30 protein-coding genes are annotated in these 25,060 nt (G+C 59.4%); 14 read left to right on the top strand and 16 right to left on the bottom strand.

What is annotated here, in order from left to right; translation table 11 throughout:
• Positions 1 to 6: 6 nt before the first annotated feature.
• From AC54XV_RS00160 to AC54XV_RS00175, 4 genes are all read left to right on the top strand, one after another.
• On the top strand, positions 7 to 957 hold the full coding sequence (locus tag AC54XV_RS00160; RefSeq protein ID WP_496717571.1) for an RHS repeat domain-containing protein: 951 nt from the start codon (positions 7 to 9) through the stop codon (positions 955 to 957).
• A 14-nt stretch (positions 958 to 971) separates the two neighbouring features.
• Positions 972 to 1,277, top strand: a complete 306-nt coding sequence (locus AC54XV_RS00165) for a hypothetical protein (protein ID WP_003401510.1) — start codon at positions 972 to 974, stop codon at positions 1,275 to 1,277.
• Between the two features lie 523 nt (positions 1,278 to 1,800).
• The gene (locus tag AC54XV_RS00170; RefSeq protein ID WP_058822568.1) at positions 1,801 to 2,133 is read left to right on the top strand and encodes a DOPA 4,5-dioxygenase family protein; all 333 of its coding nucleotides are present in this window, start codon (positions 1,801 to 1,803) and stop codon (positions 2,131 to 2,133) included.
• 213 nt (positions 2,134 to 2,346) lie between these two features.
• Positions 2,347 to 3,171, top strand: a complete 825-nt coding sequence (locus AC54XV_RS00175; RefSeq protein WP_496717573.1) for an alpha/beta fold hydrolase — start codon at positions 2,347 to 2,349, stop codon at positions 3,169 to 3,171.
• A 338-nt stretch (positions 3,172 to 3,509) separates the two neighbouring features.
• On the opposite strand, the gene AC54XV_RS00180 is transcribed toward AC54XV_RS00175, so the two are convergent.
• From AC54XV_RS00180 to trpB, 3 genes are all read right to left on the bottom strand, one after another.
• The gene (locus tag AC54XV_RS00180; RefSeq protein WP_011266142.1) at positions 3,510 to 4,040 is read right to left on the bottom strand and encodes an anti-virulence regulator CigR family protein; all 531 of its coding nucleotides are present in this window, start codon (positions 4,038 to 4,040) and stop codon (positions 3,510 to 3,512) included.
• A 125-nt stretch (positions 4,041 to 4,165) separates the two neighbouring features.
• Entirely contained in the window at positions 4,166 to 4,975 is an 810-nt protein-coding gene (trpA, locus tag AC54XV_RS00185; protein ID WP_003318459.1) for a tryptophan synthase subunit alpha, read from the bottom strand.
• Positions 4,972 to 6,201, bottom strand: coding sequence for a tryptophan synthase subunit beta (trpB, locus tag AC54XV_RS00190; RefSeq protein ID WP_024640017.1), 1,230 nt, complete (start codon positions 6,199 to 6,201; stop codon positions 4,972 to 4,974). The genes trpA and trpB overlap by 4 nt, the downstream gene beginning before the upstream one ends.
• 79 nt (positions 6,202 to 6,280) lie before the next feature.
• Here trpB and AC54XV_RS00195 point away from each other — a divergent pair, with 79 nt between their 5' ends.
• Positions 6,281 to 7,237 (top strand): LysR family transcriptional regulator, encoded by a 957-nt coding sequence (locus tag AC54XV_RS00195; protein WP_060409256.1) that lies wholly within the window; start codon positions 6,281 to 6,283, stop codon positions 7,235 to 7,237.
• On the opposite strand, the gene AC54XV_RS00200 is transcribed toward AC54XV_RS00195, so the two are convergent.
• Positions 7,238 to 7,564 carry an ElaB/YgaM/YqjD family protein gene (locus AC54XV_RS00200; protein ID WP_003318456.1) on the bottom strand — a complete coding sequence of 109 codons (327 nt, stop codon included), beginning with the start codon at positions 7,562 to 7,564 and terminating at the stop codon, positions 7,238 to 7,240. It abuts the gene before it with no gap.
• Positions 7,565 to 7,729: 165 nt separating this feature from the next.
• Between AC54XV_RS00200 and AC54XV_RS00205 the strand changes: the two genes are divergently transcribed.
• A complete protein-coding gene (locus tag AC54XV_RS00205) occupies positions 7,730 to 7,945 on the top strand; it encodes a dodecin (RefSeq protein ID WP_003318455.1) in 216 nt (71 codons plus the stop codon).
• 148 nt (positions 7,946 to 8,093) lie between these two features.
• The gene (locus AC54XV_RS00210) at positions 8,094 to 8,318 is read left to right on the top strand and encodes a DUF1161 domain-containing protein (RefSeq protein ID WP_003318454.1); all 225 of its coding nucleotides are present in this window, start codon (positions 8,094 to 8,096) and stop codon (positions 8,316 to 8,318) included.
• Positions 8,319 to 8,455: 137 nt separating this feature from the next.
• Here AC54XV_RS00210 and AC54XV_RS00215 read toward each other — a convergent pair whose 3' ends face one another.
• A complete protein-coding gene (locus AC54XV_RS00215; protein WP_003401526.1) occupies positions 8,456 to 9,457 on the bottom strand; it encodes an LLM class flavin-dependent oxidoreductase in 1,002 nt (333 codons plus the stop codon).
• A gap of 212 nt (positions 9,458 to 9,669) precedes the next feature.
• Between AC54XV_RS00215 and AC54XV_RS00220 the strand changes: the two genes are divergently transcribed.
• Together AC54XV_RS00220 and AC54XV_RS00225 are read left to right on the top strand one after the other, a co-directional pair.
• Positions 9,670 to 10,101, top strand: coding sequence for an OsmC family protein (locus tag AC54XV_RS00220; protein ID WP_003340074.1), 432 nt, complete (start codon positions 9,670 to 9,672; stop codon positions 10,099 to 10,101).
• Positions 10,102 to 10,219: 118 nt separating this feature from the next.
• Complete coding sequence (locus AC54XV_RS00225) at positions 10,220 to 10,453, top strand: DUF1161 domain-containing protein (protein WP_003318449.1); 234 nt, start codon at positions 10,220 to 10,222, stop codon at positions 10,451 to 10,453.
• Here the strand turns inward: AC54XV_RS00225 and AC54XV_RS00230 are convergent, their stop codons facing one another.
• A complete protein-coding gene (locus tag AC54XV_RS00230; protein ID WP_003401532.1) occupies positions 10,454 to 10,882 on the bottom strand; it encodes a PA0061/PA0062 family lipoprotein in 429 nt (142 codons plus the stop codon). It lies immediately after the preceding gene.
• A 93-nt stretch (positions 10,883 to 10,975) separates the two neighbouring features.
• Between AC54XV_RS00230 and AC54XV_RS00235 the strand changes: the two genes are divergently transcribed.
• Complete coding sequence (locus tag AC54XV_RS00235) at positions 10,976 to 12,031, top strand: aminopeptidase (RefSeq protein WP_104653214.1); 1,056 nt, start codon at positions 10,976 to 10,978, stop codon at positions 12,029 to 12,031.
• Between the two features lie 171 nt (positions 12,032 to 12,202).
• Here AC54XV_RS00235 and AC54XV_RS00240 read toward each other — a convergent pair whose 3' ends face one another.
• Complete coding sequence (locus AC54XV_RS00240; RefSeq protein ID WP_003401536.1) at positions 12,203 to 12,748, bottom strand: gamma carbonic anhydrase family protein; 546 nt, start codon at positions 12,746 to 12,748, stop codon at positions 12,203 to 12,205.
• A 76-nt stretch (positions 12,749 to 12,824) separates the two neighbouring features.
• On the opposite strand from AC54XV_RS00240, the gene prlC reads away from it, so the two are divergent.
• Together prlC and AC54XV_RS00250 are read left to right on the top strand one after the other, a co-directional pair.
• On the top strand, positions 12,825 to 14,912 hold the full coding sequence (prlC, locus tag AC54XV_RS00245) for an oligopeptidase A (RefSeq protein ID WP_161632401.1): 2,088 nt from the start codon (positions 12,825 to 12,827) through the stop codon (positions 14,910 to 14,912).
• The gene (locus AC54XV_RS00250) at positions 14,909 to 15,196 is read left to right on the top strand and encodes a YheV family putative zinc ribbon protein (RefSeq protein ID WP_060400507.1); all 288 of its coding nucleotides are present in this window, start codon (positions 14,909 to 14,911) and stop codon (positions 15,194 to 15,196) included. Before prlC ends, AC54XV_RS00250 begins: the two co-directional genes overlap by 4 nt.
• Before the next feature lie 68 nt (positions 15,197 to 15,264).
• On the opposite strand, the gene AC54XV_RS00255 is transcribed toward AC54XV_RS00250, so the two are convergent.
• The 6 genes from AC54XV_RS00255 to AC54XV_RS00280 form a co-directional block, all read right to left on the bottom strand.
• Positions 15,265 to 15,549: a hypothetical protein gene (locus AC54XV_RS00255; RefSeq protein ID WP_060400508.1), complete on the bottom strand. Its 285-nt coding sequence runs from the start codon at positions 15,547 to 15,549 to the stop codon at positions 15,265 to 15,267.
• An 84-nt stretch (positions 15,550 to 15,633) separates the two neighbouring features.
• Positions 15,634 to 15,861, bottom strand: a complete 228-nt coding sequence (locus AC54XV_RS00260) for a hypothetical protein (protein WP_003401541.1) — start codon at positions 15,859 to 15,861, stop codon at positions 15,634 to 15,636.
• A gap of 214 nt (positions 15,862 to 16,075) precedes the next feature.
• A complete protein-coding gene (locus tag AC54XV_RS00265) occupies positions 16,076 to 17,974 on the bottom strand; it encodes a cytochrome c/FTR1 family iron permease (RefSeq protein WP_104653213.1) in 1,899 nt (632 codons plus the stop codon).
• Positions 17,975 to 18,130: 156 nt separating this feature from the next.
• Positions 18,131 to 18,763 carry a LysE family transporter gene (locus tag AC54XV_RS00270; RefSeq protein WP_011266152.1) on the bottom strand — a complete coding sequence of 211 codons (633 nt, stop codon included), beginning with the start codon at positions 18,761 to 18,763 and terminating at the stop codon, positions 18,131 to 18,133.
• Between the two features lie 67 nt (positions 18,764 to 18,830).
• Positions 18,831 to 19,424, bottom strand: a complete 594-nt coding sequence (locus AC54XV_RS00275) for a mechanosensitive ion channel family protein (RefSeq protein WP_024651188.1) — start codon at positions 19,422 to 19,424, stop codon at positions 18,831 to 18,833.
• A gap of 16 nt (positions 19,425 to 19,440) precedes the next feature.
• Positions 19,441 to 21,351, bottom strand: coding sequence for an ATP-binding cassette domain-containing protein (locus AC54XV_RS00280; RefSeq protein WP_024640024.1), 1,911 nt, complete (start codon positions 21,349 to 21,351; stop codon positions 19,441 to 19,443).
• 46 nt (positions 21,352 to 21,397) lie between these two features.
• Here AC54XV_RS00280 and AC54XV_RS00285 point away from each other — a divergent pair, with 46 nt between their 5' ends.
• The gene (locus tag AC54XV_RS00285; protein WP_060406235.1) at positions 21,398 to 21,874 is read left to right on the top strand and encodes a TIGR02444 family protein; all 477 of its coding nucleotides are present in this window, start codon (positions 21,398 to 21,400) and stop codon (positions 21,872 to 21,874) included.
• Here AC54XV_RS00285 and AC54XV_RS00290 read toward each other — a convergent pair.
• Positions 21,871 to 22,899 (bottom strand): AlgP family protein, encoded by a 1,029-nt coding sequence (locus tag AC54XV_RS00290; protein ID WP_024651185.1) that lies wholly within the window; start codon positions 22,897 to 22,899, stop codon positions 21,871 to 21,873. The genes AC54XV_RS00285 and AC54XV_RS00290 overlap by 4 nt on opposite strands.
• Before the next feature lie 216 nt (positions 22,900 to 23,115).
• On the opposite strand from AC54XV_RS00290, the gene AC54XV_RS00295 reads away from it, so the two are divergent.
• The gene (locus tag AC54XV_RS00295; RefSeq protein WP_003401556.1) at positions 23,116 to 23,793 is read left to right on the top strand and encodes an FKBP-type peptidyl-prolyl cis-trans isomerase; all 678 of its coding nucleotides are present in this window, start codon (positions 23,116 to 23,118) and stop codon (positions 23,791 to 23,793) included.
• A gap of 77 nt (positions 23,794 to 23,870) precedes the next feature.
• Here the strand turns inward: AC54XV_RS00295 and AC54XV_RS00300 are convergent, their stop codons facing one another.
• Positions 23,871 to 24,344, bottom strand: a complete 474-nt coding sequence (locus tag AC54XV_RS00300; protein ID WP_003401557.1) for an Rsd/AlgQ family anti-sigma factor — start codon at positions 24,342 to 24,344, stop codon at positions 23,871 to 23,873.
• Positions 24,345 to 24,518: 174 nt separating this feature from the next.
• The gene (locus AC54XV_RS00305; protein ID WP_024651184.1) at positions 24,519 to 25,046 is read right to left on the bottom strand and encodes a disulfide bond formation protein B; all 528 of its coding nucleotides are present in this window, start codon (positions 25,044 to 25,046) and stop codon (positions 24,519 to 24,521) included.
• Positions 25,047 to 25,060: the final 14 nt, after the last annotated feature.

The following is a 25,060-nucleotide window of genomic DNA, read 5'->3' on the forward strand; positions in this document are numbered from 1 at the left end:
CGAACCATGCAAATTATAAAAAAGCTATTTCGCAAAGTCAGTGTCGCGATGCTGGCACTCGTGCTGACTCATGCCGCTTTGGCAAACACCGTTACCTATTTTCATAATGATATAGCCGGCAGCCCTATGGTTGCGACCGATGAAACTGGCAATCTACTCTGGAAAGAGAGCTATAAGCCGTACGGAGAAAAATTAACCCAAACGAGTCCAAGCAGTAGCAACAAGATTGGCTTTCATGGGAAAGTATTTGACGATAATAGCGGCCTTTCTTATATGGGGGCACGGTATTACGATCCACTGCTCGGTCGCTTCATGGGTGCTGATCCGGTCGACTTTCAGGAAGGTAATCTGCATAGCTTTAATCGATATGCTTATGCTAACAATAATCCATATAAGTTCTCTGATCCTAGCGGTATGTATGCTGACCTCATTATCGAGACGATGAGCTTAGCGGTTGGTATGGCTAGTTTTCATCAGAATGTAAAAGAGGGGAATTATGGCGCAGCGGCCTTAGATGGTGTCGGTATCGCTGCAGATGGGGTACTCGCTGCGATTCCCATGGTACCTGGAGCAGCAGGTTTGGCCATTCAGGGAGCACGAGGACTGGAAAGGGCATCCGATATACGTCCGCATGTCGACAACGCTACATCATCCGCAGCCCCTGACTTCTTGATATCACCCAACGGGACTGTCTTTCCTGTGCCCAAGGATGCGACGGGCCCTTCGGCTAGTGTGAATCCTGCAGGGAATGTCACAGGTTCTGCTTTCACTAATGGTAGGGGTGGCGATAACGGACAGGTTAATGTAATGCGCGTTATGCAGCCGACACCTCCGAGAGGCAGTAGCCCGGGCTATAAAAATGGATACATTAAATATGAGAATAGGTCAGGTCAGGGTGTCGACCCTTATACAGGACGGACGTTGCCAAATTCAAAAAGTCATTTTCCAATCAAATAATGGAGTGTTGTGCGATGAGCGTACTTACCAGTCTTGTTGGGTCTAATGTTGTAGGTGCATGTATAGTGCATGACTACTTTCAAATATCTTTTGCTGAAGGCATCATATTAAATATCAACAATTCATATCGTATTGTTGGCTCGACAGTGAAGAGCCTGCGTGGGAAAAAACTTGTAAACGTCTCAGAAGACGAGCAAGAAGTTGAGTTGGTTTTCGAAGGTTTAACAAGAATTAGAGTTGATATGAGTCCGGATGGATTTCAAGGGCCGGAGGCTATGCAGCTTTTGAGGCCAGGATTTCCTATGGTTATCTGGAATTAGCTTTACTTGGTTTAAGATGCATGGGCTTGTATGGATAAGTATAAGCCTTGCTCTGCTAGCTGTAGATGGGTTAAGAGTTTTTACACCGCGTCGAGAGGAGTAAAGGGTGAAGATAGATTTTTTCGATGCCAGTAACGATCAAGAAGTAGAAATTGCGCGCCGTTTGGTTTTCTGATGCGGGGCGCAATCCTCAACCAGAAGACTTGAAAGACGCTGGCTTCTTACAGAAGCCGGACCTAGTTCTCATCGGTAAGCTTGTCTTGTTTGAGCTTGAGGATATTTACGGTGCAACATTTATTGTGTTGGCGGAGAGCGTTAGTTTAGACTCTTTGATACGATGTAGCGTTGTGCGTTTAGAAGGTCATCCAACTCCAGCGTTATGGGTTGGACGGCTTTTTTGTGAGGCCGCTTTACCAACCATCATGCAGGATCTACGATCGATCTACACACGAGAAAAACGAGCAAGGCTGGTCACACACCTGCACCAGTAAGGTCTTCAGCCGCAAAATGAGCCCCTACCTCAATGCAAGAAATCCACGGCTACCACGCTCACATCTATTTCAACGCCCAAACCCTCAATCAGGCGCGAGCGTTGTGCGAAGCCGCGACCGAGAAATTTGCCGTGCAGATGGGGCGCGTCCATCAAAAGCTGGTTGGGCCGCATCCGGACTGGAGTTGTCAGTTGGCGTTCGGGCATGAGCAGTTGGCTGACGTTACGTTGTGGCTCGCGCTGAATCGCGATGGGCTGGTGGTGTTTCTGCATCCTCTGACGGGCGATGAGCTGCGCGACCATACCGATCATGCCATCTGGATGGGCGCGGTCAGGCCTCTGAATTTGAGCTCGCTGGCTGGCTGATAGCCAGCTTCCTGGCCATTTTCCTTCTGCGGTTACTAGCGCATCCATCGTTGAAAAGATCGATGTAAGATAGCTCCGCTGAAAAATGACCGCTAGGTCCGTTACAGCGCAAACTTCCACAAGATGGTCATGCATACGCTTCAACATGATAATTCGCCTGCTACGGGCGGCTTGAATCGAATGCTGAAAGACCAGAATAGAGGATCATCAGAAATGCCGGATCTACTCATCGACGGTAAGACACTTCACTATTCCGACCAAGGCACCGGACCGGTGGTATTGCTCGGTCACAGCTATCTCTGGGACAAGGCGATGTGGAGTGCACAGATTGATACGCTGGCCAGCCAGTATCGGGTGATCGTGCCGGATCTGTGGGGTCATGGCGATTCCAGCGGGTTTCCTGAGGGCACGCGCAATCTCGATGACCTGGCGCGGCATGCGCTGGCGCTGCTGGATCATTTGAATATCGAGCGTTGCAGCATCGTCGGGCTGTCGGTCGGCGGTATGTGGGGCGCAATCGCTGCGCTGCTCGCGCCAGAGCGCATCACCGGGCTGGTGCTGATGGACACCTATCTGGGCAAAGAGACCGAGGCCAAGAAAGCCTACTATTTCTCGTTGCTCGACAAGCTGGAAGAAGTCGGGAGCTTTCCTGAGCCGCTGCTGGATATCGTCGTACCGATCTTCTTCCGTCCCGGCATTGATCCGCAGTCGCCTGTGTACGGGTCGTTTCGTGCGGCGCTTGCCGGCATGAATGCCGAGCAGTTGCGTCAGTCCGTCGTACCGCTGGGAAGGATGATTTTCGGTCGTGATGACCGGCTCGGTTTGATCGAGCAATTGAATGCCGACACCACGCTGGTGATGTGTGGCGATGCAGACATTCCACGCCCGCCCGAGGAGACGCGTGAGATGGCCAGCCTGATCGGCTGCCCTTATGTGCTGGTGCCTGAGGCCGGGCATATCGCCAATCTGGAAAATCCGGCGTTCGTATCGGGTGCGCTGATGACGTTCCTGGCGCGGGTTAACCAGAAGCAGGGTTGAGCTGAGCCGCGCCTTCAGGGACGGATGCAGACCCTCCGGAGCGGCGCTACCACGCTGTAGTGCTCACTTTTATACACAGAACCGGGAATGCAGCGCTTTCAGGCTTCTGCCCGAAGGGCGTGGGAGCGAACTTGTTCGCGAAGACGGTATTTCAGACGATGCATTTTCGGCGATTATACTGGCCCTTTCGCGAACAAGCGAAGCGTCGCCCGGTTCGCTCCCACGGCCTTCGGCCAGAATCAAAAGCGGACTTGTGTATAACGATGAGGAATGCCTTGCGTGACGCTCCGTGTCACACGTCTGCGCGTCGCCGCGCTTTCAAGGACGGCAGCAGACCATCAATTCAATACACCATCCAGAATCGCATACACAATCCCCGAACCCACGGCGATCAGCACCACGTCGGTGCCCAGGCGGCGCCATTCGTAGCCGTCATACTGTGGCAGGTATTGCAGCGAGCGGCTGTCCAGACGTTTACCGTAACCAGGGGGCAACGGACGGCCCTTGGCGATGTGTACGCCCGGCGGCAATGGCTGGCCCCGACCGATGACGTCGCGGTGTTGCTGGAAAGTCTCGCGTACCGGGCCGAAATCCTGCGGTGGGCGGTTGCCGCCACGGTTGTCCTGATGCGCCTGTCTGCCTGGTTGGCTGGCCGGGCCTTTGTCCGGACCCCTGCCATTGTCATTGCCCGGTCCACGGTCATTACCACGCTGGTTATGCCCACCGTCGTTCTGCGGTCCCGGCTGTTGGGCTCCACGGTTGTCGTCCGGGCCATCACCGCGTTGATCGGGTGGTGCAGCTTGCAGCAGCGGACTGGCGCTGATCATCAAGATACCCAGTCCGGTGATAAAACGGTTTGGCAGTTTCATGGTGTTTCCTCGGCCTCACGCGATGCAGCAAAAAGGGGTTCATGACGTTGGTCATGAACCCCTTGTGTCTTGCTACATAGAGCCGCTGCTCAGGCTTTGATTCCTCTGTATCAGAAACTTTACCCTCAGCGACGAGCGCTACGTACGCCCTCGGCCAGTGCCGCGCACAGCGTCAGCACGCCGTCGATGGCATGCTCCGGCGACTCGGCGCTGGCGATCTTGTCGACGAAGGCCGAGCCCACGACCACACCGTCAGCCAGACGCGCAATCGCCGCGGCCTGCTCGGGGGTGCGGATACCGAAACCGACGCTGATCGGCAGATCGGTGTGGCGGCGCAAGCGAGCGATGGCTTCGGTGACGTGCTCGGTGGTGGCCGAGCCTGCACCGGTCACACCGGCAACCGACACGTAGTAGACGAACCCGGAGCTGCGCTCCAGCACACGCGGCAGACGCGCATCGTCAGTGGTCGGTGTGGTCAGGCGGATGAAGTCGATGCCGGACGCCTGTGCAGGCGTCGCCAGCTCGGCGTCGTGCTCGGGTGGCAGGTCAACGATGATCAGACCGTCAACGCCTGCTTCCTTTGCCTGCGCCACGAAGGCTTCGACGCCAAAGCGGTGGATCGGGTTGTAGTAACCCATCAGCACAATCGGTGTGGTCTGATCGTCGACACGAAATTCGCTGACCATCTGCAGGGTTTTCTGCAGAGTCTGGCCAGCGTCCAGAGCACGCAGAGTCGCCAGCTGAATCGCCACACCGTCGGCCATCGGATCGGTGAACGGCATGCCCAGCTCGATCACGTCAGCACCCGCCGCAGGCAGGCCCTTCAGGACTTTCAGCGAGGTGTCGTAGCCAGGGTCACCGGCGGTGATGAAGGTGACCAGCGCCGCACGACCTTCGGTTTTAAGCTGGGCGAAACGATGTTCTAGACGGCTCATACCAGCTGCTCCTGAGTGTGTTCGGCGGCGGCCATGTGGTTCATGACGGTTTGCATGTCTTTGTCGCCGCGCCCGGACAGGCACACGACCATCAGGTGATCATCGCGCAGGTTGGTCGCGCGCTTCATGGCTTCGGCCAGGGCGTGAGCGGTTTCCAGCGCCGGGATGATGCCTTCGAGCAGGCAGCACTGATGGAAAGCGTCCAGCGCTTCGTCATCGGTGATGCTGACGTATTCGACGCGCTTCACTTCGTGCAGGAATGCGTGTTCAGGGCCGATGCCGGGATAGTCCAGGCCGGCAGAGATCGAGTGCGCATCGGTGATTTGTCCGTCGCCGTCCTGCAGCAGGTAGGTACGGTTGCCGTGCAGCACGCCCGGTACGCCGCCGTTCAGGCTGGCCGCGTGCTTGTCGGTGCTGACACCATGACCGCCCGCCTCGACGCCGATGATTTCCACGCTGGCGTCATCCAGGAACGGATGAAACAGGCCCATGGCGTTGGAACCACCACCGACACAGGCAACCAGGCTGTCCGGCAGACGACCTTCCTTCTCCAGCATCTGCTCTTTGGTTTCCTTGCCGATGATGGCCTGGAAGTCACGGACCATCGCCGGGTAAGGGTGCGGGCCTGCCACGGTGCCGATCAGGTAGAAAGTGTCGTCGACGTTGGTCACCCAGTCACGCAGCGCTTCGTTCATCGCATCTTTCAGGGTGCCGGTGCCGGAGGTGACCGGAACGATTTCAGCGCCCAGCAGCCTCATGCGGAACACGTTGGCCTGCTGACGCTCGATGTCGGTAGCACCCATGTAGATTACGCAAGGCAGACCGAAACGTGCAGCAACGGTAGCAGTGGCAACGCCGTGCATGCCGGCGCCGGTTTCCGCGATCAGGCGTTTTTTGCCCATGCGCTTGGCCAGCAGCACCTGGCCGATGCAGTTGTTGATCTTGTGCGCGCCGGTGTGATTGAGCTCTTCGCGCTTGAAGTAGATCTTCGCGCCGCCGCAGAATTCGGTCAGGCGTTCGGCGAAGTACAGCGGGTTCGGACGGCCCACGTAATCGCGCTGAAAGTAGGCCATTTCTTTGATGAATTCCGGGTCTACCTTGGCGGCTTCGTACTCGCGGTTGAGGTCGAGCACCAGCGGCATCAGGGTTTCAGCCACGTAGCGGCCGCCGAATGAGCCGAACAGGCCGTTGGCGTCGGGGCCGCTGCGGAAATTGGTCTGGGTCATGAAGTGCTCCAGTTGCAGTATTGGGCGAATAGGTTGAGCCGTATTGGCAATGGGTTCACTTTAACCAGCGCAAGGCCGGATGAAAACCGATAAGATCGCTGCAACCTGTCAGGAAAACTCACAGATCATGAGCCGCGACCTTCCTCCCCTCAATGCATTGCGCGCCTTTGAAAGCACTGCCCGGCTTGGCAGTGTCAGTAAGGCGGCGGAACAGCTGAACGTCACACATGGCGCTGTCAGTCGCCAATTGAAAGTGCTTGAAGAACACCTGGGTGTGAGCCTGTTCAGCAAGGACGGACGAGGCTTGAAACTCACAGATGCAGGTATTCGTCTACGCGATGTCAGCGGCGACGCGTTTGATCGGTTGCGCGGTGTATGTGCAGAGCTGAGCAAGGGCAGCGCAGACGCGCCGTTCGTGTTGGGGTGCTCCGGCAGCCTGCTGGCGCGCTGGTTCATCCCGCGCTTGAGTCGCCTGAATGCCGAGCTGCCGGACCTGCGTCTGCACTTGTCGGCGGGCGAAGGTGATCTTGACCCGCGTCGACCAGGTCTTGATGCCCTGCTGATATTCGCCGAGCCGCCATGGCCGGCAGACATGCAGGTCTTCGAACTGGCAAGCGAGCGGATCGGCCCGGTGTTGAGCCCGCGCTTCGCGCGGTTCGAGCGTTTGTGCGATGCACCTGCCGAGGCGTTGCTGGAAGAGTCGCTGCTGCAAACCACATCGCGTCCGCAGGCGTGGCCAAGCTGGGCGCAGCAGAACGGCATCGACCCGCAGTCATTGCGTTACGGACAGGGGTTCGAGCATTTGTATTATTTGCTGGAGGCGGCCGTGGCAGGCCTTGGCATCGCGATTGCGCCGGAACCTCTGGTCATCGATGACCTGAAAGCCGGTCGCCTGGCTGCGCCATGGGGCTTCAGTGAAACCCCGGCGCAGCTGGCGCTTTGGGTACCCAGACGTGCGGCCGATGGACGGGCGCAGCAGCTTGCTCAGTGGTTGAAAAATGAGCTGAAGCGGTCCGGGGAACCGATCAGAAACTGATCAGTTACCGCGCTTGAACAGCATGTAGGCAGCGATCAGGCCGATGGCACCTACCGCAACGCCAGCGGTGGTCCAAGGGTGTTCCTGAGCGTAGTCACGGGTTGCCAGCGCGTTCTCGCGGGTTTTCTCTTTGACGTCTTCGTAGACATCGCTGAGCAGGCTGCGCGAATGGCTCAGCGCGCTTTCAGCGTTGGCTTTCAGATTCTTCAGTGTCTTGCGCGACTCGTCGGTAGCGTCGGCTTTCAGGCCCTCGAGGGACTTCAGGAGGCTCTCGATTTCAGCTTCCATACTCTGCAACGAGGCTTTGCGAAGTGACGTAGTAGCCATGGTGTTTCTCCTGCAATGATGATTGGGCGTGTTGTTTCGGACTCCGCGCTTTTTGGAAAGTGCGATGGGATTTTTGCAAAGGTCTGAACTTTTGCGCGCGTTCTCCTGACAGAAGCAGGGAGCGCGCTCTATATCGCGTCTTTTTCAGACCTCAGGAGAACTGCCATGTCCGATCATCACACGTACAAGAAAGTTGAAATCGTCGGCTCTTCCACGACCACCATCGAAGACGCCATCAACAATGCCCTGGCCGAAGCCAGCAAAAGCCTCGACCTGATGGAATGGTTTGAAGTGACCGAAACCCGCGGCCATATCGAAAACGGCAAAGTCGCGCACTTCCAGGTAACGTTGAAAGTGGGCTTCCGCATCACCAACAGCTAAGGGTGATCTGAACCTTTCGACTGGCCGATTGCCATAACCTGCGCTACACACACTGATATGGCCACACGGTTGATGTGTGAGCGTGGGGATTTTCAATGGGCGCCTGTTCCGATGGCGTCTTCATTTGGCCGGACGAGAGGGATTACCCATGAAGAAGTTTTTGTTGGCTGTAGGCTTGCTGAGCATTGCAGGCACTGCCCTCGCGGCAGGCAAGCCATGTGAAGAGTTGAAAAGTGAACTCGACGCCAGACTCCAGGCGAAGGGCGTAACGTCCTACACGCTGGAAGTGGTCGAGAAAGGCAGCGCGGCCGACAAGCAAGTCGTCGGCACCTGCGAAGGCGGCACCAAGGAAATCGTTTACCAGCGCGGTTGATTGCCAACCGGGCAAGGCTCAGGCCGGTTGGCCCGGTTAATCCCGTTTGCAGGTTTCACGAACAGAATCGCCCCGGACTGTCATCCAGTCCGGGGCGATTCTGTTTGTGGCTGGTTTTTTCCGATTCGGAAAGTCGCTTAACCGTGCGCGACCTGCGCCAGAATCTCGTAGGAACGCAACCTGTCTTGGTGCTCGTACATGTCGCAGGTAAAGAGCAACTCGTCAGCGTCGGTCTGCTCGAGCAGCACATCCAGTTTGGCGCGGATCTTCTCCGGGCCACCCACCATCGCCAGCCCGAGGAAGCTTGCTACAGCCTCACGCTCGTGCGGCAGCCACAGGCCGTCCATCGATTCGACAGGCGGACGCTGCATCAGGCTGTGCCCACGCATCAGCGCCAGAATGCGCTGATAGACCGACGTCGCCAGGTATTCGGCATGCTCGTCCGTGTCGGCTGCCGACAGGGGCACGCCGAGCATCACGTAAGGCTTGTCGAGCACTTCCGATGGCTGGAAGTGATTGCGATACACGCGAATCGCCTCGTGCATGTAACGCGGTGCAAAGTGCGAGGCGAAGGCATACGGCAAGCCGCGCATGCCTGCCAGCTGGGCGCTGAACAGGCTCGAGCCCAGCAGCCAGATCGGCACGTTGGTATTTGAACCGGGTACGGCGATCACTTTTTGATCAGGCGTGCGCGGCCCCAGGTATTCCATCAGCTCGGTGACATCATCCGGGAAGTCATCGGCACTGCCGGAGCGCTCGCGGCGCAAGGCACGCGCAGTCATCTGGTCGGAGCCCGGTGCGCGGCCCAGACCCAGGTCGATGCGGTCGGGATACAGGCTGGCCAGGGTGCCGAACTGCTCGGCGATCACCAGCGGCGCATGGTTGGGCAGCATGATCCCGCCAGCCCCGACACGAATGGTCGACGTGCCGCCTGCCAGGTAGGCGAGCAGCACCGAGGTCGCTGAACTGGCGATGCCGTCCATGTTGTGGTGCTCGGCCACCCAGAAGCGGTTGTAGCCCAGCTTTTCGACATGCTGGGCGAGGTTGAGCGAGTTGCGCAGCGATTCGGCGGGCCCTTTGTCGTGGCGCACCGGCACCAGATCAAGGGTGGAAATTTTTACATCTGCCAGACGTTTCATAGGCCGGGGTAGCTCCTCGAATTGTGATGGGCCGGCTGCTGGAGCTGCCCACGATGAAACAGCAGTGCGGGCGCAAGTCCGGCTTTTCAATGGGGCAGTGTAGAAAAACCTACTGAAACGGTAGGTCTTTCCGACGGTTGAACTTTCCAGAGCCGTCTATCCTCAGAATGCTGTAACAGCAACGATCCAAATTCATTCCAAAAGGAGCCACCATGAGCATCGTCAAGAAAGCATCCGCCCACTGGGAAGGTGATCTGAAAAGCGGTATCGGCAGCATCTCCACGGAAACCGGCGTATTGCGCGAAGCACCTTACGGCTTCAAGGCACGTTTTGAAGGCGGCAAAGGCACCAACCCTGAAGAATTGATCGGCGCAGCCCATGCAGGCTGTTTCTCGATGGCATTGTCCATGATTCTGGGCGGTGCAGGGCTGACTGCTGAAAGCATCGATACTCAGGCTGAAGTGTCGCTGGATCAGGTAGAAGGCGGTTTCGCGATCAGCGCTGTGCATTTGACCCTCAAGGCCAAAGTGCCAGGCGCCACCCAGGAGAAGTTCGACGAACTGACCAAGCAGGCCAAAGAAGGCTGCCCGGTCTCGAAAGTGTTGAACGCCAAGATCACCCTGGACGCTACATTGCTGAGCTGATTCACAGCCAGCCTTGCGGGGGCGCCTTGTGCGCTCCTGTATCTGCTGTATAAAGCTGGCTTGCTTCATCGGTCATGCGTTGGTTGACGCATGGTTTGATTATGATCAGGAGTCGAGCATGAAACGTTTTATTCTGGCAGCGACCTGCACCCTGCTGGCAACCAGCGCCCTGGCGGCACCGAAATCCTGCGAAGAGCTCAAGGCTGAAATCGAGGCCAAGATCCAGGCCAACAATGTCACGTCCTACACGCTGGAAATCGTGAGCAACGAAGAAGCCACCGATCCCAGCATGATCGTCGGCAGCTGCGACAACGGTACGAAAAAAATCATCTATCAGCTCAACGGCCGCTGATCAGATGCAGTGCACCCCGCCCTCTTCTTCCTCCTCGGCCACCACCTTGCGCTCTGCATCGTAAAGCCAGGCGTCGACACTGTTCGCCAGTGAGCGTACCTCCAGCACATAACGCTGCCCGGCAGCGAAGTGGTCGTAACGAACACTGACGTAACAGGTGATCTCGGTGTACTCGTCGCCGATCATCCCCATGCCGCCCGATCGGTATTCATAGTCATAACGCACCTGCAACTCATGGCTGCCCGGCGTGACTTGAAAATAGCGCCCGTCGTAAGTGTTTCTGCCATCGAGCTTGTCGCCCATGATCAACTGGCCGGTGATGGTGCGCATGTCGACCCACGCCATGTCCGGATTGACGGCAGGCAAGGGGCCGGCGCATCCGGCGAGGGTGGCGAGTACAAGAGCAATCGGCAGTGTCGTGAAGCGCATGTGGGCGGTTCCGGATTGTGTGAATTGAGCATAGCCTGCCACATCCGTCCGGCATAACATCACCTTCTCCACATAACCAAAGCCCTTCCCTTCATGGCCACATTCGCCCTGCCACGCCTTCGCCACCTGCTAGCGCTGACGGCCGCTACGCTGCTGACCGGCTGCTCCAGCGTTTCCTACTACAGCCAGTTGGCGCAGGGTCAGTGGCAGTTGCTGCAGGCCCGTGAGACGGTGGAGAAGATCATTGCTGACCCGACTCGGGATGCAGGTTTGCGCAGGCATCTGGCCCGGTCACAGTTGGCGCGGGCGTTTGCCAGCGAGCATTTGCATCTGCCGGATAACCAGAGTTATCGCCTGTATGCGGATCTGGGCCGCCCTTATGTGGTGTGGAATGTGTTCGCGACGGATGAGTTCTCGCTGGAGCCGGTCACGCATTGTTTTCCCATTGCCGGGTGTGTCGCGTATCGCGGTTATTACAGCCCTGGCGGGGCGCGTGGCGAGGCGGCGTTGCAGCGGCAGGCGGGCAAGGATGTGTATTTGAGTGGCGTGGAAGCCTATTCGACGCTGGGTTGGTTCAATGATCCGATTCTCAGTTCGATGATGGGCTGGGGTGACGAGCGTCTGGCCACGCTGATTTTTCATGAATTGGCGCATCAGCGCTTTTATGTGAAGGACGACACGGAGTTCAATGAGTCCTACGCCAGTTTCGTCGAGCAGGAAGGTACGCGGCAATGGCGTGCGGCGCGGGGATTGCCGCCGGAGAGTGTTTCGCAGTCGGCACGGCGTGATCAGTTTACCCGGCTGGTGCTCGACACCCGGGAGCGACTCAAGGCGCTTTATCGTCATCCGCTGTCGGCCGAAGTGATGCGCGCGCGCAAGGCTGAGGAATTCGAGCGGATGCGCCGTGACTACCGCGCGTTGCGGGATGAGCAGTGGGCTGGCGACAAGCGTTTCGATGCCTGGATCAACAGCCCGATGAACAACGCTAAACTGCTGCCTTTTGGTCTTTACGATCAATGGGTGCCAGCGTTCGAGACGTTGTTCAGGCAGGAGAATGGCGACTGGCAGGCTTTTTATCGAGCGGTGGAGAAGCTGGGCGGGATGCCTGCCGAGGCGCGCAAGGCGGCGCTGCAGGCGTTGATGCCTTGAAGCTCCTGTGGGAGCGAGCTTGCTCGCGAAGAGGTCGGTACAGCGCCCACACAAAGGGCGTTTGAACCGCGGTCTTCGCGAACAAGCGAAGCGTCGCCCCGGCTCGCTCCTACGGCCTTCGGCCAGAATTGAAGGCCGACTGAGTGCAGAGCGCAGTATTAATAGCGGGCCTCAACCCTTATCAAACCCTTCCGCCAGATGCTGATCCTTGAGCTTCACGTAATTAGTCGCGCTGTACGGGAAGAAGGCGATTTCCTTTTCGGTCAGGGCGCGCACCTGTTTGACCGGGCGACCGACGTACAAAAAGCCGCTTTCCAGCACTTTGCCCGGCGGTACCAGGCTGCCGGCGCCGATGATCACTTCGTCTTCAACGACCGCGCCGTCCATGATGGTGGTGCCCATGCCGACCAGGATGCGATTGCCGATTGTGCAGCCGTGCAGCATGGCCTTGTGGCCGATGGTCACTTCATCGCCGATCAGCAGCGGAAAACCGTCCGGGTTGAATGGGCCAGCGTGGGTGATGTGCAGCACACTGCCGTCCTGCACGCTGGTGCGGGCGCCGATGCGGATCCGGTGCATGTCGCCGCGCACCACGGTCAGCGGCCAGACGGAGCTGTCGGCGCCGATTTCGACGTCGCCGATTACCACCGCTGAATGATCGACAAAGGCCCGTTCGCCGAGGGCTGGGGTGTGCTCCTGAAACTTGCGAATGGCCACGATAGGCTCCTTCTTTGGCAGTGATAGGCGTGTAGAGCGGGTTTGGTTGCTGCGGTCGGCGTCGATTGTAATTAAGATGGCTGAGTGTTTCTTCAAGGCAAGGTGCAAAACCGTGAGCGCGAACAACCCTCTTCTGCAATCGTACGACCTGCCACCCTTTTCGGCGATTCGTGCCGAGCATGTCAAACCTGCTATCGAACAGATCCTGGCGGATAACCGTGCCGCGATTGCCGACATCCTCGCCAAACAGGGTTCGACACCGACCTGGGCCGGGCTGGTGCTGACCATGGACGAGCTGAACGACCGCCTGGGCGCTGCCTGGAGCCCCGTCAGCCACCTCAATGCCGTGTGCAACAGCGCCGAGCTGCGCGAAGCGTATGAATCGTGCCTGCCGGCCTTGAGCGCCTACTCCACCGAGATGGGCCAGAACCGCGCGCTGTTCCAGGCCTATGAAGCCTTGGCCAATGGCCCCGAGGCCGCCAGTTTCGACGTTGGCCAGAAGACCATTCTGGAGCAATCGCTGCGTGACTTCCGCCTGTCCGGTATCGATCTGCCGCCTGAGCAGCAGAAGCGCTATGCCGAAGTGCAGAGCAAGCTGTCGGAGCTGGGCAGCCAGTTTTCCAACCAATTGCTCGATGCCACTCAGGCCTGGACCAAGCTGGTTGCCGATGAGTCCGCCCTCGCCGGCCTGACCGACTCTGCCAAGCAGCAGATGGCCGCCGCAGCCAAGGCCAAGGACCTGGAAGGCTATCTGATCACGCTGGAATTTCCGAGCTACTACGCGGTGATGACCTACGCCGAAGACCGCGCACTGCGCGAGGAAGTCTATGCGGCGTACGCCACCCGCGCGTCGGATCAAGGTCCGAACGCCGGCAAGAACGACAACACGCCGGTCATGGAGCAGATCCTCGACCTGCGTCAGGAACTCGCGCAATTGCTCGGTTATGCTAACTACGCTGAACTGAGCCTGGCGACCAAGATGGCCGAGTCCAGCGATCAGGTGCTGAGCTTCCTGCGTGACCTGGCCAAGCGCAGCAAGCCGTTTGCTGCCCAGGACCTGGAGCAGCTCAAGGCCTATGCCGCCGAACAGGGCTGCCCGGATCTGCAAAGCTGGGACAGCGGTTTCTACGGCGAGAAGCTGCGCGAGCAGCGCTACAGCGTTTCCCAGGAAATCCTGCGCGCCTACTTCCCTGTCGATAAGGTGCTCGGCGGCCTGTTCACCATCGTTCAACGCCTGTACGGCATCGAGATTGCCGAGCAGAAAGGCTTCGACACCTGGCACCCGGATGTTCGTCTGTTCGAGATCAAGGAAAACGGCCAGCACGTCGGGCGTTTCTTCTTCGATCTGTATGCCCGCGCCAACAAGCGTGGCGGTGCCTGGATGGACGGCGCGCGTGACCGTCGCCGTACGGCGCAAGGCACGTTGCAAAGCCCGGTGGCCAATCTGGTGTGCAACTTCACACCCGCTGTCGCAGGCAAGCCTGCGCTGCTCACCCACGACGAAGTCACCACGCTGTTCCACGAATTCGGTCATGGCCTGCATCACCTGCTGACCCGCGTCGAGCATGCCGGGGTATCCGGTATCAATGGCGTGGCTTGGGACGCGGTCGAGTTGCCGAGCCAGTTCATGGAAAACTGGTGCTGGGAGCCCGAAGGCCTGGCGCTGATCTCCGGTCATTACGAAACCGGCGAGCCGTTGCCGCAGGATCTGCTGGAGAAGATGCTCGCTGCCAAGAACTTCCAGTCCGGCCTGATGATGGTGCGTCAGCTGGAGTTCTCGCTGTTCGACTTCGAACTGCATGCCACGCATGGCGACGGCCGCAGCGTGCTGGACGTGCTGGAAGGCATTCGCGACGAAGTGTCAGTGATGCGTCCGCCTGCCTACAACCGCTTCCCGAACAGCTTCGCGCACATCTTCGCAGGTGGTTACGCCGCCGGTTATTACAGCTACAAGTGGGCTGAAGTGCTGTCCGCCGATGCGTTCTCGAAGTTCGAGGAAGATGGCGTGCTCAACGCTGAAACCGGACGCGCCTTCCGCGAAGCCATTCTGGCGCGTGGCGGTTCGCAGGCACCGATGGTGCTGTTCGTCGACTTCCGCGGACGCGAGCCGTCGATTGACGCATTGTTGCGTCACAGTGGCTTGAGTGAGGACGCGGCAGCATGACCGATACACCGGTAGTCATTACCAGGAAACGCTTTATCGCCGGGGCGGTGTGCCCGGCGTGCAGCGAGCCTGACAAACTGATGATGTGGAACGAAAACGACGTGCCGCATCGCGAGTGCGTGAGTTGCGGCTACAGCGATACGCTCAACGAGCAGGGTATTTCGATACCGAAGGAGTTGGGCACACGGGTCAACAAGGTGGTGGTCAAACCGGCGGATCCCAAGGTTCAGGGTGTACAGTTCTTCCCGAACCCGAAGTTGAAGAAGCCGGTTGATTTGGAGTGATCAACGTCTGACTCAGCATGTCGAGGGGCATCGAAAGTGCCCCTCACTCCTGACGGTCGTGTCACTGTTTACTTGATGGAAAGATTCATTTTGGTGAATGCTTTGGCCAGTTCGATCAAAATGGCGTCATCCTTGTCATCGATTCCCTCTACCCCATCAACGTCGGCCTTGCTCTTGACCGTATCGTAACCGTCGCCGTTACCGGAAGCCGTTACAAACGCCGTAAACGCCACGTCTCCCTTGCGGCCTGTTCTTTCATTGACAGCTTCGCTGTCCCAGAACTCTACGAGTACTTCAGGCGTCGCGTCGCCTTCAAGTTCGGCGCTTGAAAGTCTTACTTCATAATTAGCCATGTTCTCAATCCTCTTTTATTGATTGAGATGCCAGTACTGCATACCTTTCCGGCACCTGCGTAAATCAGGTTTTATTACCAGGCGTCACCAATCCACCAACTCAGCCACCTTCTTCCTGAAGGCCAATGCCAGGTCGGTCAGAACTTCCTCGTCCCTTCCCAGTTCGCCGCGAATCTTGTGCTTGCCATGAGGGTGCAGCCTGACCCAGGCATGCTCTTGCAAATCATCGTTTTCATAAAATTCAATGGCTATTTCAGGATGGTCATGTTCCTCAATGTCTTCAGCCCACAACCGAATCTCATACTTGGCCATCACCCACCTCGTTCTCAGGTAAATGCGCCAGTACCCGATAGCCGAGTTGGCGTTTCGCTACACTAGGCTTGAAGAAAAAGGGCGTCTACTGGCAGAAGTAACAGGTGGTTTTTTATACAGGGCGGGAACTATCTAAAGGAGGGCTTTAATAGCACTTAAACATACAGTCAGGACAAGCGGCGGGCGCCGCTTGTCCTTGAGCACGCGTGAAGTTTCAGTCTGCCGTCTGCAGCCTGCGCTTCTCGGTCAGACGACTTCTGCCGTACAGCACGGCAATGGCGATCAGGGCGATGGCCTGTGCGCCGAGCGAGTACAGGTCGGCGTGAATGCCCAGCCAGTCGAACTCGAAGAACGGCACCGGCCGTGTGCCGAATATGCCCGCCTCTTGCAACGCCTTGACGCCGTGACCGGCAAACACCACCGACAGTGCGCAGAGCAGCGCAGCGTTGATGCCGAAGAACAGCGACAGCGGCAGCTTCGCCGAGCCGCGCAGGATGATCCACGCCAGGCCCACCAGCAGCACCAGCGCCGTGGCACCGCCCGCCAGCACGGCGTCGTGCCCGGCCGGTCCTGCCTGCAGCCACAGGGTTTCGTAGAACAGGATGACTTCGAACAGCTCGCGGTAGACCGAGAAGAACGCCAGCACCGCGAAGCCGAAACGACCGCCGCCGCCGACCAGGCTGCTTTTGACGTAGTCCTGCCACGCAGCGGCGTGGCGACGGTCATGCATCCACACCCCGAGCCAGAGCACCATCACACTGGCGAACAACGCGGTGGCGCCTTCCAGCAATTCCCGCTGTGCGCCGCTGACGTCGATGACATACGCCGCGAGCGCCCAGGTGGCCAGCCCGGCCAGCAGCGCCAGACCCCAGCCGATGTTGACGCTGCGTACGGCAGACTGCTGGCCGGTGTTGCGCAGAAACGCCAGAATCGCCGCCAGTACCAGAATCGCTTCCAGTCCTTCACGCAGCAGAATCAACAGGCCCGAAATATAGCTCAGTGACAGGCTCAGGCCGTCGCTGCCCAACAGGTCCGCCGACTCCTTGAGCTTGCCTTTGGCTGCTTCCAGCTTCTGCGCAACCTGAGGTAGCGGCATGCTGTCCTGCAAGGACTGCCGGTAAGCCATCAGGCTCTTTTCAGTGTCCTTGCGCACATTGGCGTCGACGTTATCCAGCGAGCTTTCGACCAGCTCGAAACCCTCCAGATACGCCGCGACCGACAGATCATAGGCCTGCTCGCGATCACCGGCCTTGTAGGCTGCCAGGCTCTTGTCCAGCGTTACACTGGTGTAATCCAGCAGTTGCGCCGGGCCGCGCTGTACCTGTGGTGGCTGCGCGCGCTGGGCCCGGAAGGTGGCGGTAGCGTCCGGACCTTCGGCTGCCTGGATTTCGGCCGGTGTCTGGCGAGCCAGGTCGGCAAGGTTGAAGGTCTTGGCAGGCTGGGCGACAGGTTGCGCGCTGAAGCTGGCGATATAGGTCGCTATATCCCAGCGCTGGCGATCATCCAGCTGGTCGGCGAACGCGGGCATATCGGTGCCGGCAATACCCAGCCCGGTCGCGTTGTAGAGATCGTAGAGACTCAGGCGATCCAGCCGCGCGGTATCCCGCAGGTTCGAGGGCGGCGGTTCCAGGCCGATACCTGCCGGCCCGTCCCCTGCACCGCTGTCACCATGGCACACCGAACAATGCTGGGCGTACAAAGGCGCGCCACGGGCCGGGTCCGGCGTAATGGCCGGGGCCTGACTGACCTCGTAGGCAAGCGCGAGCCTGGCACTCAACTGCCGCGCCTGACGCGTGACCTGCGAAGGGTCCTGTCGACCCGCCACAGCGCTTTTCAGCTGGGTGACCGCCTGCTCCAGAGCATCCCGCTCGGCGCGCTGCGGCAAGGCAACGACCAGGCCCTGCAACGCAGCCAGGTTATCGACCTGTTGCTGGTACTTGACGGTGTCCACGACCTTGCCGTCTGCCACGGTCGCCGGGTAATCGGCCCCCAGGTAATCCAGCAGATGCAGCGCCTGGGCTGCACCCTCGACCGGGTCGGCCAGCGCAACGCAGCTGCCCAGCGCCAGGAGCGGCAACAGTAACCAGGCAAGAAAACGAGAATGGACGGGCATTGCAGAATCTCGACGGGAATGCGAAGCGTTGCATTGTTAACGCCGCAACGGCACTACTCAATAGTCGAGGTCTATTTTTGTTACAGAATCTTACGTTCAGCCTTCAGTCGCCCTGAGCAAAACGGATGTCTGCTCAGGGCTCGAGACCGACACGTTTCAGGCCGTACCGCGATGCAACGTCGCGAGGAAACCTGCCGCGCCCACGAACAGGCTGGCGAAGGTGCGATTCATGCGACGTTGCTGGCGAGGCGTCTTGAGCAGGCGCAACACCTTGGATGCCAGCCCGGTGTAGCCCGCCATCACGATCAGATCGACCACCACCATGGTCGCCGCGATGATCGCGTACTGGATGAGCAGCGGAGCGGCCGGGTCGATGAACTGTGGCAGGATCGCCAGAATGAAGATCAGCGCCTTGGGGTTGCTGATATTCACCAGAAAACCACGCAATACCAGCGTCATCGGTTTGCCCACAGGGCGCACGGCAGATTCATCGGCCAGGTCGGCTGGCAGGGCGCGCCATTGCTTGATGCCGAGATAGACCAGATACGCGACGCCGAACCATTTGATCAGCGTGAACGCCATATCGGAGGCCGCCAGCACGGCACCCAGACCTGCCGCGACAATCGCGATCTGTGCCACCAACGCAATCTGCAAGCCCAGGGCATTCCAGTAGCCACGCCAGAAACCGTATTGCAGGCCGCAGGACATCGAAGCGATGGCGCCCGCGCCGGGAGACAGACTGATAATCCAGCAGGCCGCAAAAAAGCCCAGCCACGTTTCAAGCGCCATCGTGCACCTCAAGCAAAGTCGAATGCTCAGTAAATTAATGCGGGTTGCTTTGCAAAGCTAACGATTTCTAATCCTGCTCGTCCGGCTGCTTTGCGACCACCATCTGCGCAAACAGATCGCTGCCACGCCAGCGGCGCACCGACTTCTGGAAAAACTGGCTGTTGGGCACCTGGACCAGCGCGCCTCCGGCTTCCGGGGTCTCGATCAGAGTGGTGAACATCAGATTGATGGCGACCACCCGCCCCTTCACGCCCGGCTTGTCCAGCGTATCGACCAGCTCGACCATGTCACCGATGCGGAACGGGCCGATGGTGAAGATCAGAATGGCGCAGAGCAGGTTCGACAGCACGCTCCACATGGCGAAGAACGCCACCGCCGCAACGGCGACGAAGCCGGACAGTGCAGTCCACAGCACCGTGGCCGACACCCCGAGTCGACCCAGGACGAGGACAAAGGCGCTGCCCATGATCAACCAGCGCAGGCCGCCGCGAACCGGCACCAGCAATTCTGGCGGCAACGGATAGCGCTCGCCCAGCCCGGTCAGAAAACCACCCACGATGCGTTGCAGTACGTAACCGGCCAGCAGGATCAGCAGAATCTGCGCACCCACCAGCAGCGGTTCAAGCCAGTACGCGGATACCGGCAAGCCCAACATGTCCATCACTTCCCTGCCTCACTCACGACAATGCTTCCAGTTCGGCCTGCATTGATTCCAACAGTTCCAGCGCTTGCATCCAGGCGTCTTCCAGCTCGGCTTCGCGCACTTTCAGCTTCGCCTGTTCGGCCAGCAGATCGCGCAGCTTGTCCTTGTTGGCCGCCTCGTAGTTGGTGCTGTCAGCCAGCGCTTCTTCGACCTTGGCGAGTTTTTCATTCACCAGTCCGAGATCACGCTCCAGCTTGTCGGCTTCGCGCTTGTGCGGCGCCAGTTGCTGACGCAAGGCCGCTGCCTGCTGGCGCTGGGCTTTCTTGTCGGTCTTGTCGGCGTTGACGGGCGTGTTGCTGACCGGAGCGTTGCGCAGCCGGTAATCGGCCAGCCAGCGCGTGTAGTCATCCAGATCGCCGTCGAACGCCTGCACGCGGCCGTCGGCCACCAGCAGGAAGTCATCGGTCGTGCTCTTGAGCAAGTGCCGATCGTGAGACACCACCAGTACCGCGCCACCGAACTCCTGCAAGGCCATGGTCAGCGCCAGGCGCATCTCCAGGTCAAGGTGGTTGGTCGGTTCATCGAGCAGCAACAGGTTGGGCTTTTCCCAGGCAATCAGCGCCAGCGCCAGACGGGCTTTCTCGCCACCGGAGAAATTCAGCACCGGCTCATCCAGACGCGCGCCACGGAAGTCGAAACCGCCAAGGAAATCGCGCAAGGTCTGTTCACGCTCGGTCGGTGCCAGGCGCTGCAGGTGCAGCAACGGCGTCGCCTTGGCGTCCAGTGAGTCGAGCTGATGCTGGGCGAAGTAGCCCACGGTGAGGTTTTCGCCACGCACCAGCCGACCGCTTTGCGGCTCAAGCTCGCCGGCGAGGTTTTTGATCAGCGTCGACTTGCCTGCGCCGTTCGGACCCAGCAGGCCGATGCGTGCACCGGGCGTGAGTTGCAGCTTGACCTTCTCGAGGATGGTCTTGTCGCCGTAACCCAGGCGCGCATCGGACAGGTCCAGCAAGGGGCTGGAGATCTTGTCGGACTCACGGAAGACGAAGTTGAACGGAGAGTCGACGTGCGCGGCCGACAGCTCTTCCATGCGTTCCAGCGCCTTGATCCGGCTTTGTGCCTGACGGGCCTTGGTGGCCTGGGCCTTGAAGCGCGCGATGTACTTTTCCATGTGCGCACGTTGCGCCTGCTGCTTCTCGTAGGCCTGTTGCTGCTGGGCCAGACGTTCGGCACGGGCCCGCTCGAACGCGCTGTAGCCGCCGCGATAGAGAGTGATCTTGCGTTGCTCGACATGGGCGATGTGATCGACCACGGCGTCCAGAAAATCCCGGTCGTGGGAAATCAGCAGCAAGGTGCCGGGGTAACTCTTGAGCCAGTCTTCAAGCCACAGAATGGCGTCGAGGTCCAAGTGGTTGGTCGGTTCGTCGAGCAGCAGCAGGTCCGAGGGGCACATCAATGCCTGCGCCAGGTTCAGGCGCATACGCCAGCCACCGGAGAAACTGCCGACCTGACGCTCCATCTGTTCGTTGGTGAAGCCCAGCCCGGCCAGCAGCTTGCGAGCGCGTGCGTCGGCGGTATAACCGTCGGCGCTGTCGAGCTCCGAATGCAGACGGGCCTGAGCGGCACCGTCCTGCGCGGCTTCGGCCTCGGCCAGCGAGCTCTGTACCTCGCGCAGGCGCTCGTCGCCATCGAGCACGTAATCCACGGCCAGGCGTTCGAGCGTGTCGACCTCCTGGCGCATGTGCGCGATACGCCAGTCGGCGGGCAGCAGGCAGTCGCCGGCGTCCGGCGTCAGCTCTCCACGCAGCAGGGCAAACAGGCTGGATTTACCGGCGCCATTGGCACCGATCAGACCGGCTTTATGGCCGGCGTGCAGAGTCAGCTCGGCGTCTTCTAGCAGACGTTGCGGACCACGCTGTAAGGTAAGGCTTTGAAGTCGAATCATAATGGCGGCGGAGTCTACCAGCTTCGTCCTGAACAGGTGGATCACTATGCCTTCAGCGCTCTGGAGTTTCACCCTCGATTTCTACGCCCGACCGGGTGTGGAACAGGCTTGCCTGACGCTGCAAGCCAACGGGGCCAACGTGTGCATGGTGCTTTGCGGGGTGTGGCTGGGCACGCGCGACGTGGCGTGCGATGCTCAGCGAGTGGCGCAAATAAAGCAGTTGGCGACACCCTGGCATGACGATGTGGTGCGTCCGTTGCGGGATTTGCGTAACCAATGGCGCCATGCGGCGCTTGAAGACGCACAGCTCAGTGCGTTGCGAATGAAGGTCAAGGCGCTGGAACTGGAGGCCGAACACGGTCTGATGATGAAGCTTGAGGCACTGACCGGGGACTGGCCGGCGGGTGAGGCGAGGAATGCAGAGGAGTGGCTGCTCGAACTTGCCGAAGGGGACGCAGAAAAAAACCGCGATGCGCTGCATGTGCTGCGCATCGCGGTTGGACTTGCCGTCGACCAGACTTAGGAAGCGCTGGTTGGCGTTGCGCCGTTGGCAGGTGTTGCCGGTGCGGCGGCGGGCGCGGCAGGTGCAGGCGTTGTCGGCTTGGCTGCAGCAGGCGCTGGCGTGGCCGGTTTGGCGGCGGCTGGCTTCACGGCAGGCTTGGCCGCAGGTTTGGCGACAGGCTTGGCTGCTGCTTTCACAGGTGCCTTGGCAGGTGCTTTGGCCGGAGCCTTGACGGGCGCTTTCACAGGCGCTTTCGCCGCAGGTTTGGCGGCCGCCGCTTTTGCTGCTGCTGGTTTGGCAGCGCTGCTGGCGGTGGTCTTGGCAACCGGCGCCTTGGTGGCAGCAGGCTTGGCCGCGGCCGGTTTAGCAGCCGTTGTCCTGGCTGCAGCAGGCTTGGCGGCCGTTGTCTTGGCTGCGACAGGCTTGGCTGCTGCAGTCGCCCGGGGGGCCGGTTTGGCAGCGGCTTTTACCGGGGCCTTGGCAACAGCAGTTTTTGCGGCTGGCTTGGCAGCTGCGGAAGGCTTGGCTGCGGCCTTGGCGACTGGCTTGGCGGCGGCTGTTTTAACCGGCGCTTTCGCTGCGGTTTTTGCCGGGGCTTTGGCAGCAGGTGTCTTGGCGACCGCTTTCGGTGCGACAGGCTTGGCATCGCGAGTAGTCAGGATCTTGCCGACCGCCTCTTTCACGCGACCAATACCCTGGGCCAGTTTCAGGCTTTCCTGGGCATCACGCTTGAGGTGCAGGATGTAAGTGCGGGTTTCGGTCTGACGATCCTTGAGAGCGTCCAGCAACTCTTCCAGCTCGGACACGGCGCCTTTGGCCTTGGCCTGCGCCTTGGATTTTCCGGCGGTGGCAGCATCCTGCAACTTGATGCGGGAGTTGTGCAGTTTTTCCTGCGCCTTGCCGCGCTGTTTCTCAAGCTTGGCGAGCAGTTTCTCGGCATCAGCCAAGGCTTGGGAGCAGGCGTCTTCCAGATGTTCAAGCAAGCTGCCCGATAATTGTTGGAGCAAATGCAACGGAGTATTTACTGGCTTCTTTTTGGCCGACATGACTTACCTCCTGGGTGACGAAATTGCGGCTCATACTAGGCTTCTGCGCGCATCGCCGCTAGGGCATCTTGACAGCATCCATGGGGCGCTGTTGCATACTCAGAGAAATGATTGCTCGGCACGATGCAAAGGCATTGTGAAATTCACATCACAAGACTCGTCACTACTCGCGCTGGCGCTGGCATAATCGCTGCCTTCCCAGGCCGGAGAGCATTAATGTCGCGCTACCTGTTAACGTCGTTGTTCCTCTTGCTACCCCTGGCTCAGGCCGCCGAGGCGCCGCCTGCGTCCAGCGACGGCCACGATCTCGCCTACAGCCTGGGTGCAAGCCTCGGCGAGCGGTTGCATCAGGAAGTCCCTGACCTGGACCTCAAGGCGCTGGTAGAGGGCTTGAAGCAGGCCTATCAGGGCAAGCCGCTGGCGCTCAAGCAGGACCGCATCGACCAGATTCTGCGCGAGCATGACGCCGCGATCGCCCAGGCCGAGACTGCCGGTACGGATGCGCCGACCGAGGCGGCTCTCAAGGCCGAGCGCACGTTCATGGACAGCGAGAAGGCCAAGCCGGGTGTGAAGGTGCTGGCTGACGGGATTCTCATGACCGAGCTGACTCCTGGCACCGGCCCCAAGCCCAGTGCCGATGGCCGGGTTGAAGTGCGTTATGTCGGTCGCTTGCCGGACGGCACCATCTTCGATCAAAGCACCCAGCCCCAGTGGTTCCGGCTCGACAGTGTGATCAGCGGCTGGACCAGCGCCTTGCAGAACATGCCGACCGGCGCGAAGTGGCGGCTGGTGATCCCTTCGGATCAAGCCTATGGTGCCGAGGGCGCTGGCGATCTGATCGATCCGTTTACACCACTGGTATTTGAAATCGAGCTGGTTGCGGTTTCACAGTAAGCGGACGGAAACCGGCGTTCAGAAATGCGAAAGGGTGCAATAAGCACCCTTGGCGTGTAGCACTTGCATCAACCAGGTCACACCTGAGCGGCGATCTCTTCCTTGTGCGAGTTATGCAGGACTTCAATCAGGCAGTCTTCCAGCTCGAAACGCTCGTGCAGCAATTGCCCCAGCTGGTTGAACTCCCGGGCCACCGCCGTCGCATCCGAGCAGTCTCCCTTGTCACAGCGATCATTGAACGTCAGCGCAAACTTGGTAATGAAGTCCAGACGCGGATAGATCGTGTCTGCCAGTTCGAGCCCACGTTTGTCGTTGAACGCTCGCGCTTCATCACCCAGTTGTTCGTAAACCTCGAAGTGCCCGGCGGAGACGTAATCCACAAGAATGCCGCAAAAGTTCTGCAAGCCTTCGCGGTCGGCTGCCAGCGCTGCGGGCGTGTCGCCCAGTGCATCGTAGGCTTCGACCAGTTTGAGACGGCTTTGAAGCCAGCGATCAATCAGCTTGTTCACCCCGCCCCAGCGTTCCTGAGCATTCTGACAACTTTCCAGCATGGTCTTCTCTCTTCCCTTCAGGGGCATGCAGTCCTGGGCCGGTCCTGGTAGTTGGCCGGGACCTGACCTGATAAATGCGTCAGGACAGCATATTTCCAGTGACGCGTGCGGCCCAGATTATGCCCGCTCGACAAGGCCATCAAGGTACGCAGGAGATAAAGTTCATACAAGCGTTTAATAGCCGCCCCGATCTCTGGTCGCCAGCCAGTGGCTCAATTCGCTGAAAAGAGGATACAGCGGCAGCAGCGCCAGGCCTGTAAATGCCAGCAGACTCCACTCTGGCAGGCTGATACCGAACAGGGTCCAGGTGATTTCGGCGCAAAACAGCGCGTCGCTTCGCAGCCGGTCGATGCACATATCCAGAGAGAGCAGGCTCAATATTTGCTCCAGTCTGGTAATGAACGGTATCAATTGATCGGCCGAAGCGGTTTGCAGCCACACCTGTGTGCCTGCGCCAGCAAGCCCTGCCAGGGCGACCAGCAGAAGCCCCAGGCTGTAGCGGCGCGTGCCGGTCGGGCCTGGCGCGTGGCAGGCAGCACAGAGCGCCAGCACCCCACAGGCGATGAATGCAGCTCGCTGCACCATGCACAGAGTGCAAGGGTCGAGACCTGCGGCTTGCTGCAGGTAAAAGGCGACGCCAATGATTGATGCACAGGCCAGCGATGCCAGGAAGAACAGGAAGCGTGTGCGAGCCAGATACATGGCAAATCCGTAAC

The organism is Pseudomonas fragariae (ex Marin et al. 2024), assembly GCF_059621105.1.

What these genes read in the sequence shown, in the direction of transcription:
- AC54XV_RS00160 (WP_496717571.1), top strand. Translation starts at nt 7, where the DNA reads ATGCAAATTATAAAAAAGCTATTTCGCAAAGTCAGTGTCGCGATGCTG.
- AC54XV_RS00165 (WP_003401510.1), top strand. Translation starts at nt 972, where the DNA reads ATGAGCGTACTTACCAGTCTTGTTGGGTCTAATGTTGTAGGTGCATGT.
- AC54XV_RS00170 (WP_058822568.1), top strand. Translation starts at nt 1,801, where the DNA reads ATGCAAGAAATCCACGGCTACCACGCTCACATCTATTTCAACGCCCAA.
- AC54XV_RS00175 (WP_496717573.1), top strand. Translation starts at nt 2,347, where the DNA reads ATGCCGGATCTACTCATCGACGGTAAGACACTTCACTATTCCGACCAA.
- AC54XV_RS00180 (WP_011266142.1), bottom strand. Translation starts at nt 4,040, where the DNA reads ATGAAACTGCCAAACCGTTTTATCACCGGACTGGGTATCTTGATGATC.
- trpA (WP_003318459.1), bottom strand. Translation starts at nt 4,975, where the DNA reads ATGAGCCGTCTAGAACATCGTTTCGCCCAGCTTAAAACCGAAGGTCGT.
- trpB (WP_024640017.1), bottom strand. Translation starts at nt 6,201, where the DNA reads ATGACCCAGACCAATTTCCGCAGCGGCCCCGACGCCAACGGCCTGTTC.
- AC54XV_RS00195 (WP_060409256.1), top strand. Translation starts at nt 6,281, where the DNA reads ATGAAAACCGATAAGATCGCTGCAACCTGTCAGGAAAACTCACAGATC.
- AC54XV_RS00200 (WP_003318456.1), bottom strand. Translation starts at nt 7,564, where the DNA reads ATGGCTACTACGTCACTTCGCAAAGCCTCGTTGCAGAGTATGGAAGCT.
- AC54XV_RS00205 (WP_003318455.1), top strand. Translation starts at nt 7,730, where the DNA reads ATGTCCGATCATCACACGTACAAGAAAGTTGAAATCGTCGGCTCTTCC.
- AC54XV_RS00210 (WP_003318454.1), top strand. Translation starts at nt 8,094, where the DNA reads ATGAAGAAGTTTTTGTTGGCTGTAGGCTTGCTGAGCATTGCAGGCACT.
- AC54XV_RS00215 (WP_003401526.1), bottom strand. Translation starts at nt 9,457, where the DNA reads ATGAAACGTCTGGCAGATGTAAAAATTTCCACCCTTGATCTGGTGCCG.
- AC54XV_RS00220 (WP_003340074.1), top strand. Translation starts at nt 9,670, where the DNA reads ATGAGCATCGTCAAGAAAGCATCCGCCCACTGGGAAGGTGATCTGAAA.
- AC54XV_RS00225 (WP_003318449.1), top strand. Translation starts at nt 10,220, where the DNA reads ATGAAACGTTTTATTCTGGCAGCGACCTGCACCCTGCTGGCAACCAGC.
- AC54XV_RS00230 (WP_003401532.1), bottom strand. Translation starts at nt 10,882, where the DNA reads ATGCGCTTCACGACACTGCCGATTGCTCTTGTACTCGCCACCCTCGCC.
- AC54XV_RS00235 (WP_104653214.1), top strand. Translation starts at nt 10,976, where the DNA reads ATGGCCACATTCGCCCTGCCACGCCTTCGCCACCTGCTAGCGCTGACG.
- prlC (WP_161632401.1), top strand. Translation starts at nt 12,825, where the DNA reads ATGGCTGAGTGTTTCTTCAAGGCAAGGTGCAAAACCGTGAGCGCGAAC.
- AC54XV_RS00250 (WP_060400507.1), top strand. Translation starts at nt 14,909, where the DNA reads ATGACCGATACACCGGTAGTCATTACCAGGAAACGCTTTATCGCCGGG.
- AC54XV_RS00255 (WP_060400508.1), bottom strand. Translation starts at nt 15,549, where the DNA reads ATGGCTAATTATGAAGTAAGACTTTCAAGCGCCGAACTTGAAGGCGAC.
- AC54XV_RS00260 (WP_003401541.1), bottom strand. Translation starts at nt 15,861, where the DNA reads ATGGCCAAGTATGAGATTCGGTTGTGGGCTGAAGACATTGAGGAACAT.
- AC54XV_RS00265 (WP_104653213.1), bottom strand. Translation starts at nt 17,974, where the DNA reads ATGCCCGTCCATTCTCGTTTTCTTGCCTGGTTACTGTTGCCGCTCCTG.
- AC54XV_RS00270 (WP_011266152.1), bottom strand. Translation starts at nt 18,763, where the DNA reads ATGGCGCTTGAAACGTGGCTGGGCTTTTTTGCGGCCTGCTGGATTATC.
- AC54XV_RS00275 (WP_024651188.1), bottom strand. Translation starts at nt 19,424, where the DNA reads ATGGACATGTTGGGCTTGCCGGTATCCGCGTACTGGCTTGAACCGCTG.
- AC54XV_RS00280 (WP_024640024.1), bottom strand. Translation starts at nt 21,351, where the DNA reads ATGATTCGACTTCAAAGCCTTACCTTACAGCGTGGTCCGCAACGTCTG.
- AC54XV_RS00285 (WP_060406235.1), top strand. Translation starts at nt 21,398, where the DNA reads ATGCCTTCAGCGCTCTGGAGTTTCACCCTCGATTTCTACGCCCGACCG.
- AC54XV_RS00290 (WP_024651185.1), bottom strand. Translation starts at nt 22,899, where the DNA reads ATGTCGGCCAAAAAGAAGCCAGTAAATACTCCGTTGCATTTGCTCCAA.
- AC54XV_RS00295 (WP_003401556.1), top strand. Translation starts at nt 23,116, where the DNA reads ATGTCGCGCTACCTGTTAACGTCGTTGTTCCTCTTGCTACCCCTGGCT.
- AC54XV_RS00300 (WP_003401557.1), bottom strand. Translation starts at nt 24,344, where the DNA reads ATGCTGGAAAGTTGTCAGAATGCTCAGGAACGCTGGGGCGGGGTGAAC.
- AC54XV_RS00305 (WP_024651184.1), bottom strand. Translation starts at nt 25,046, where the DNA reads ATGTATCTGGCTCGCACACGCTTCCTGTTCTTCCTGGCATCGCTGGCC.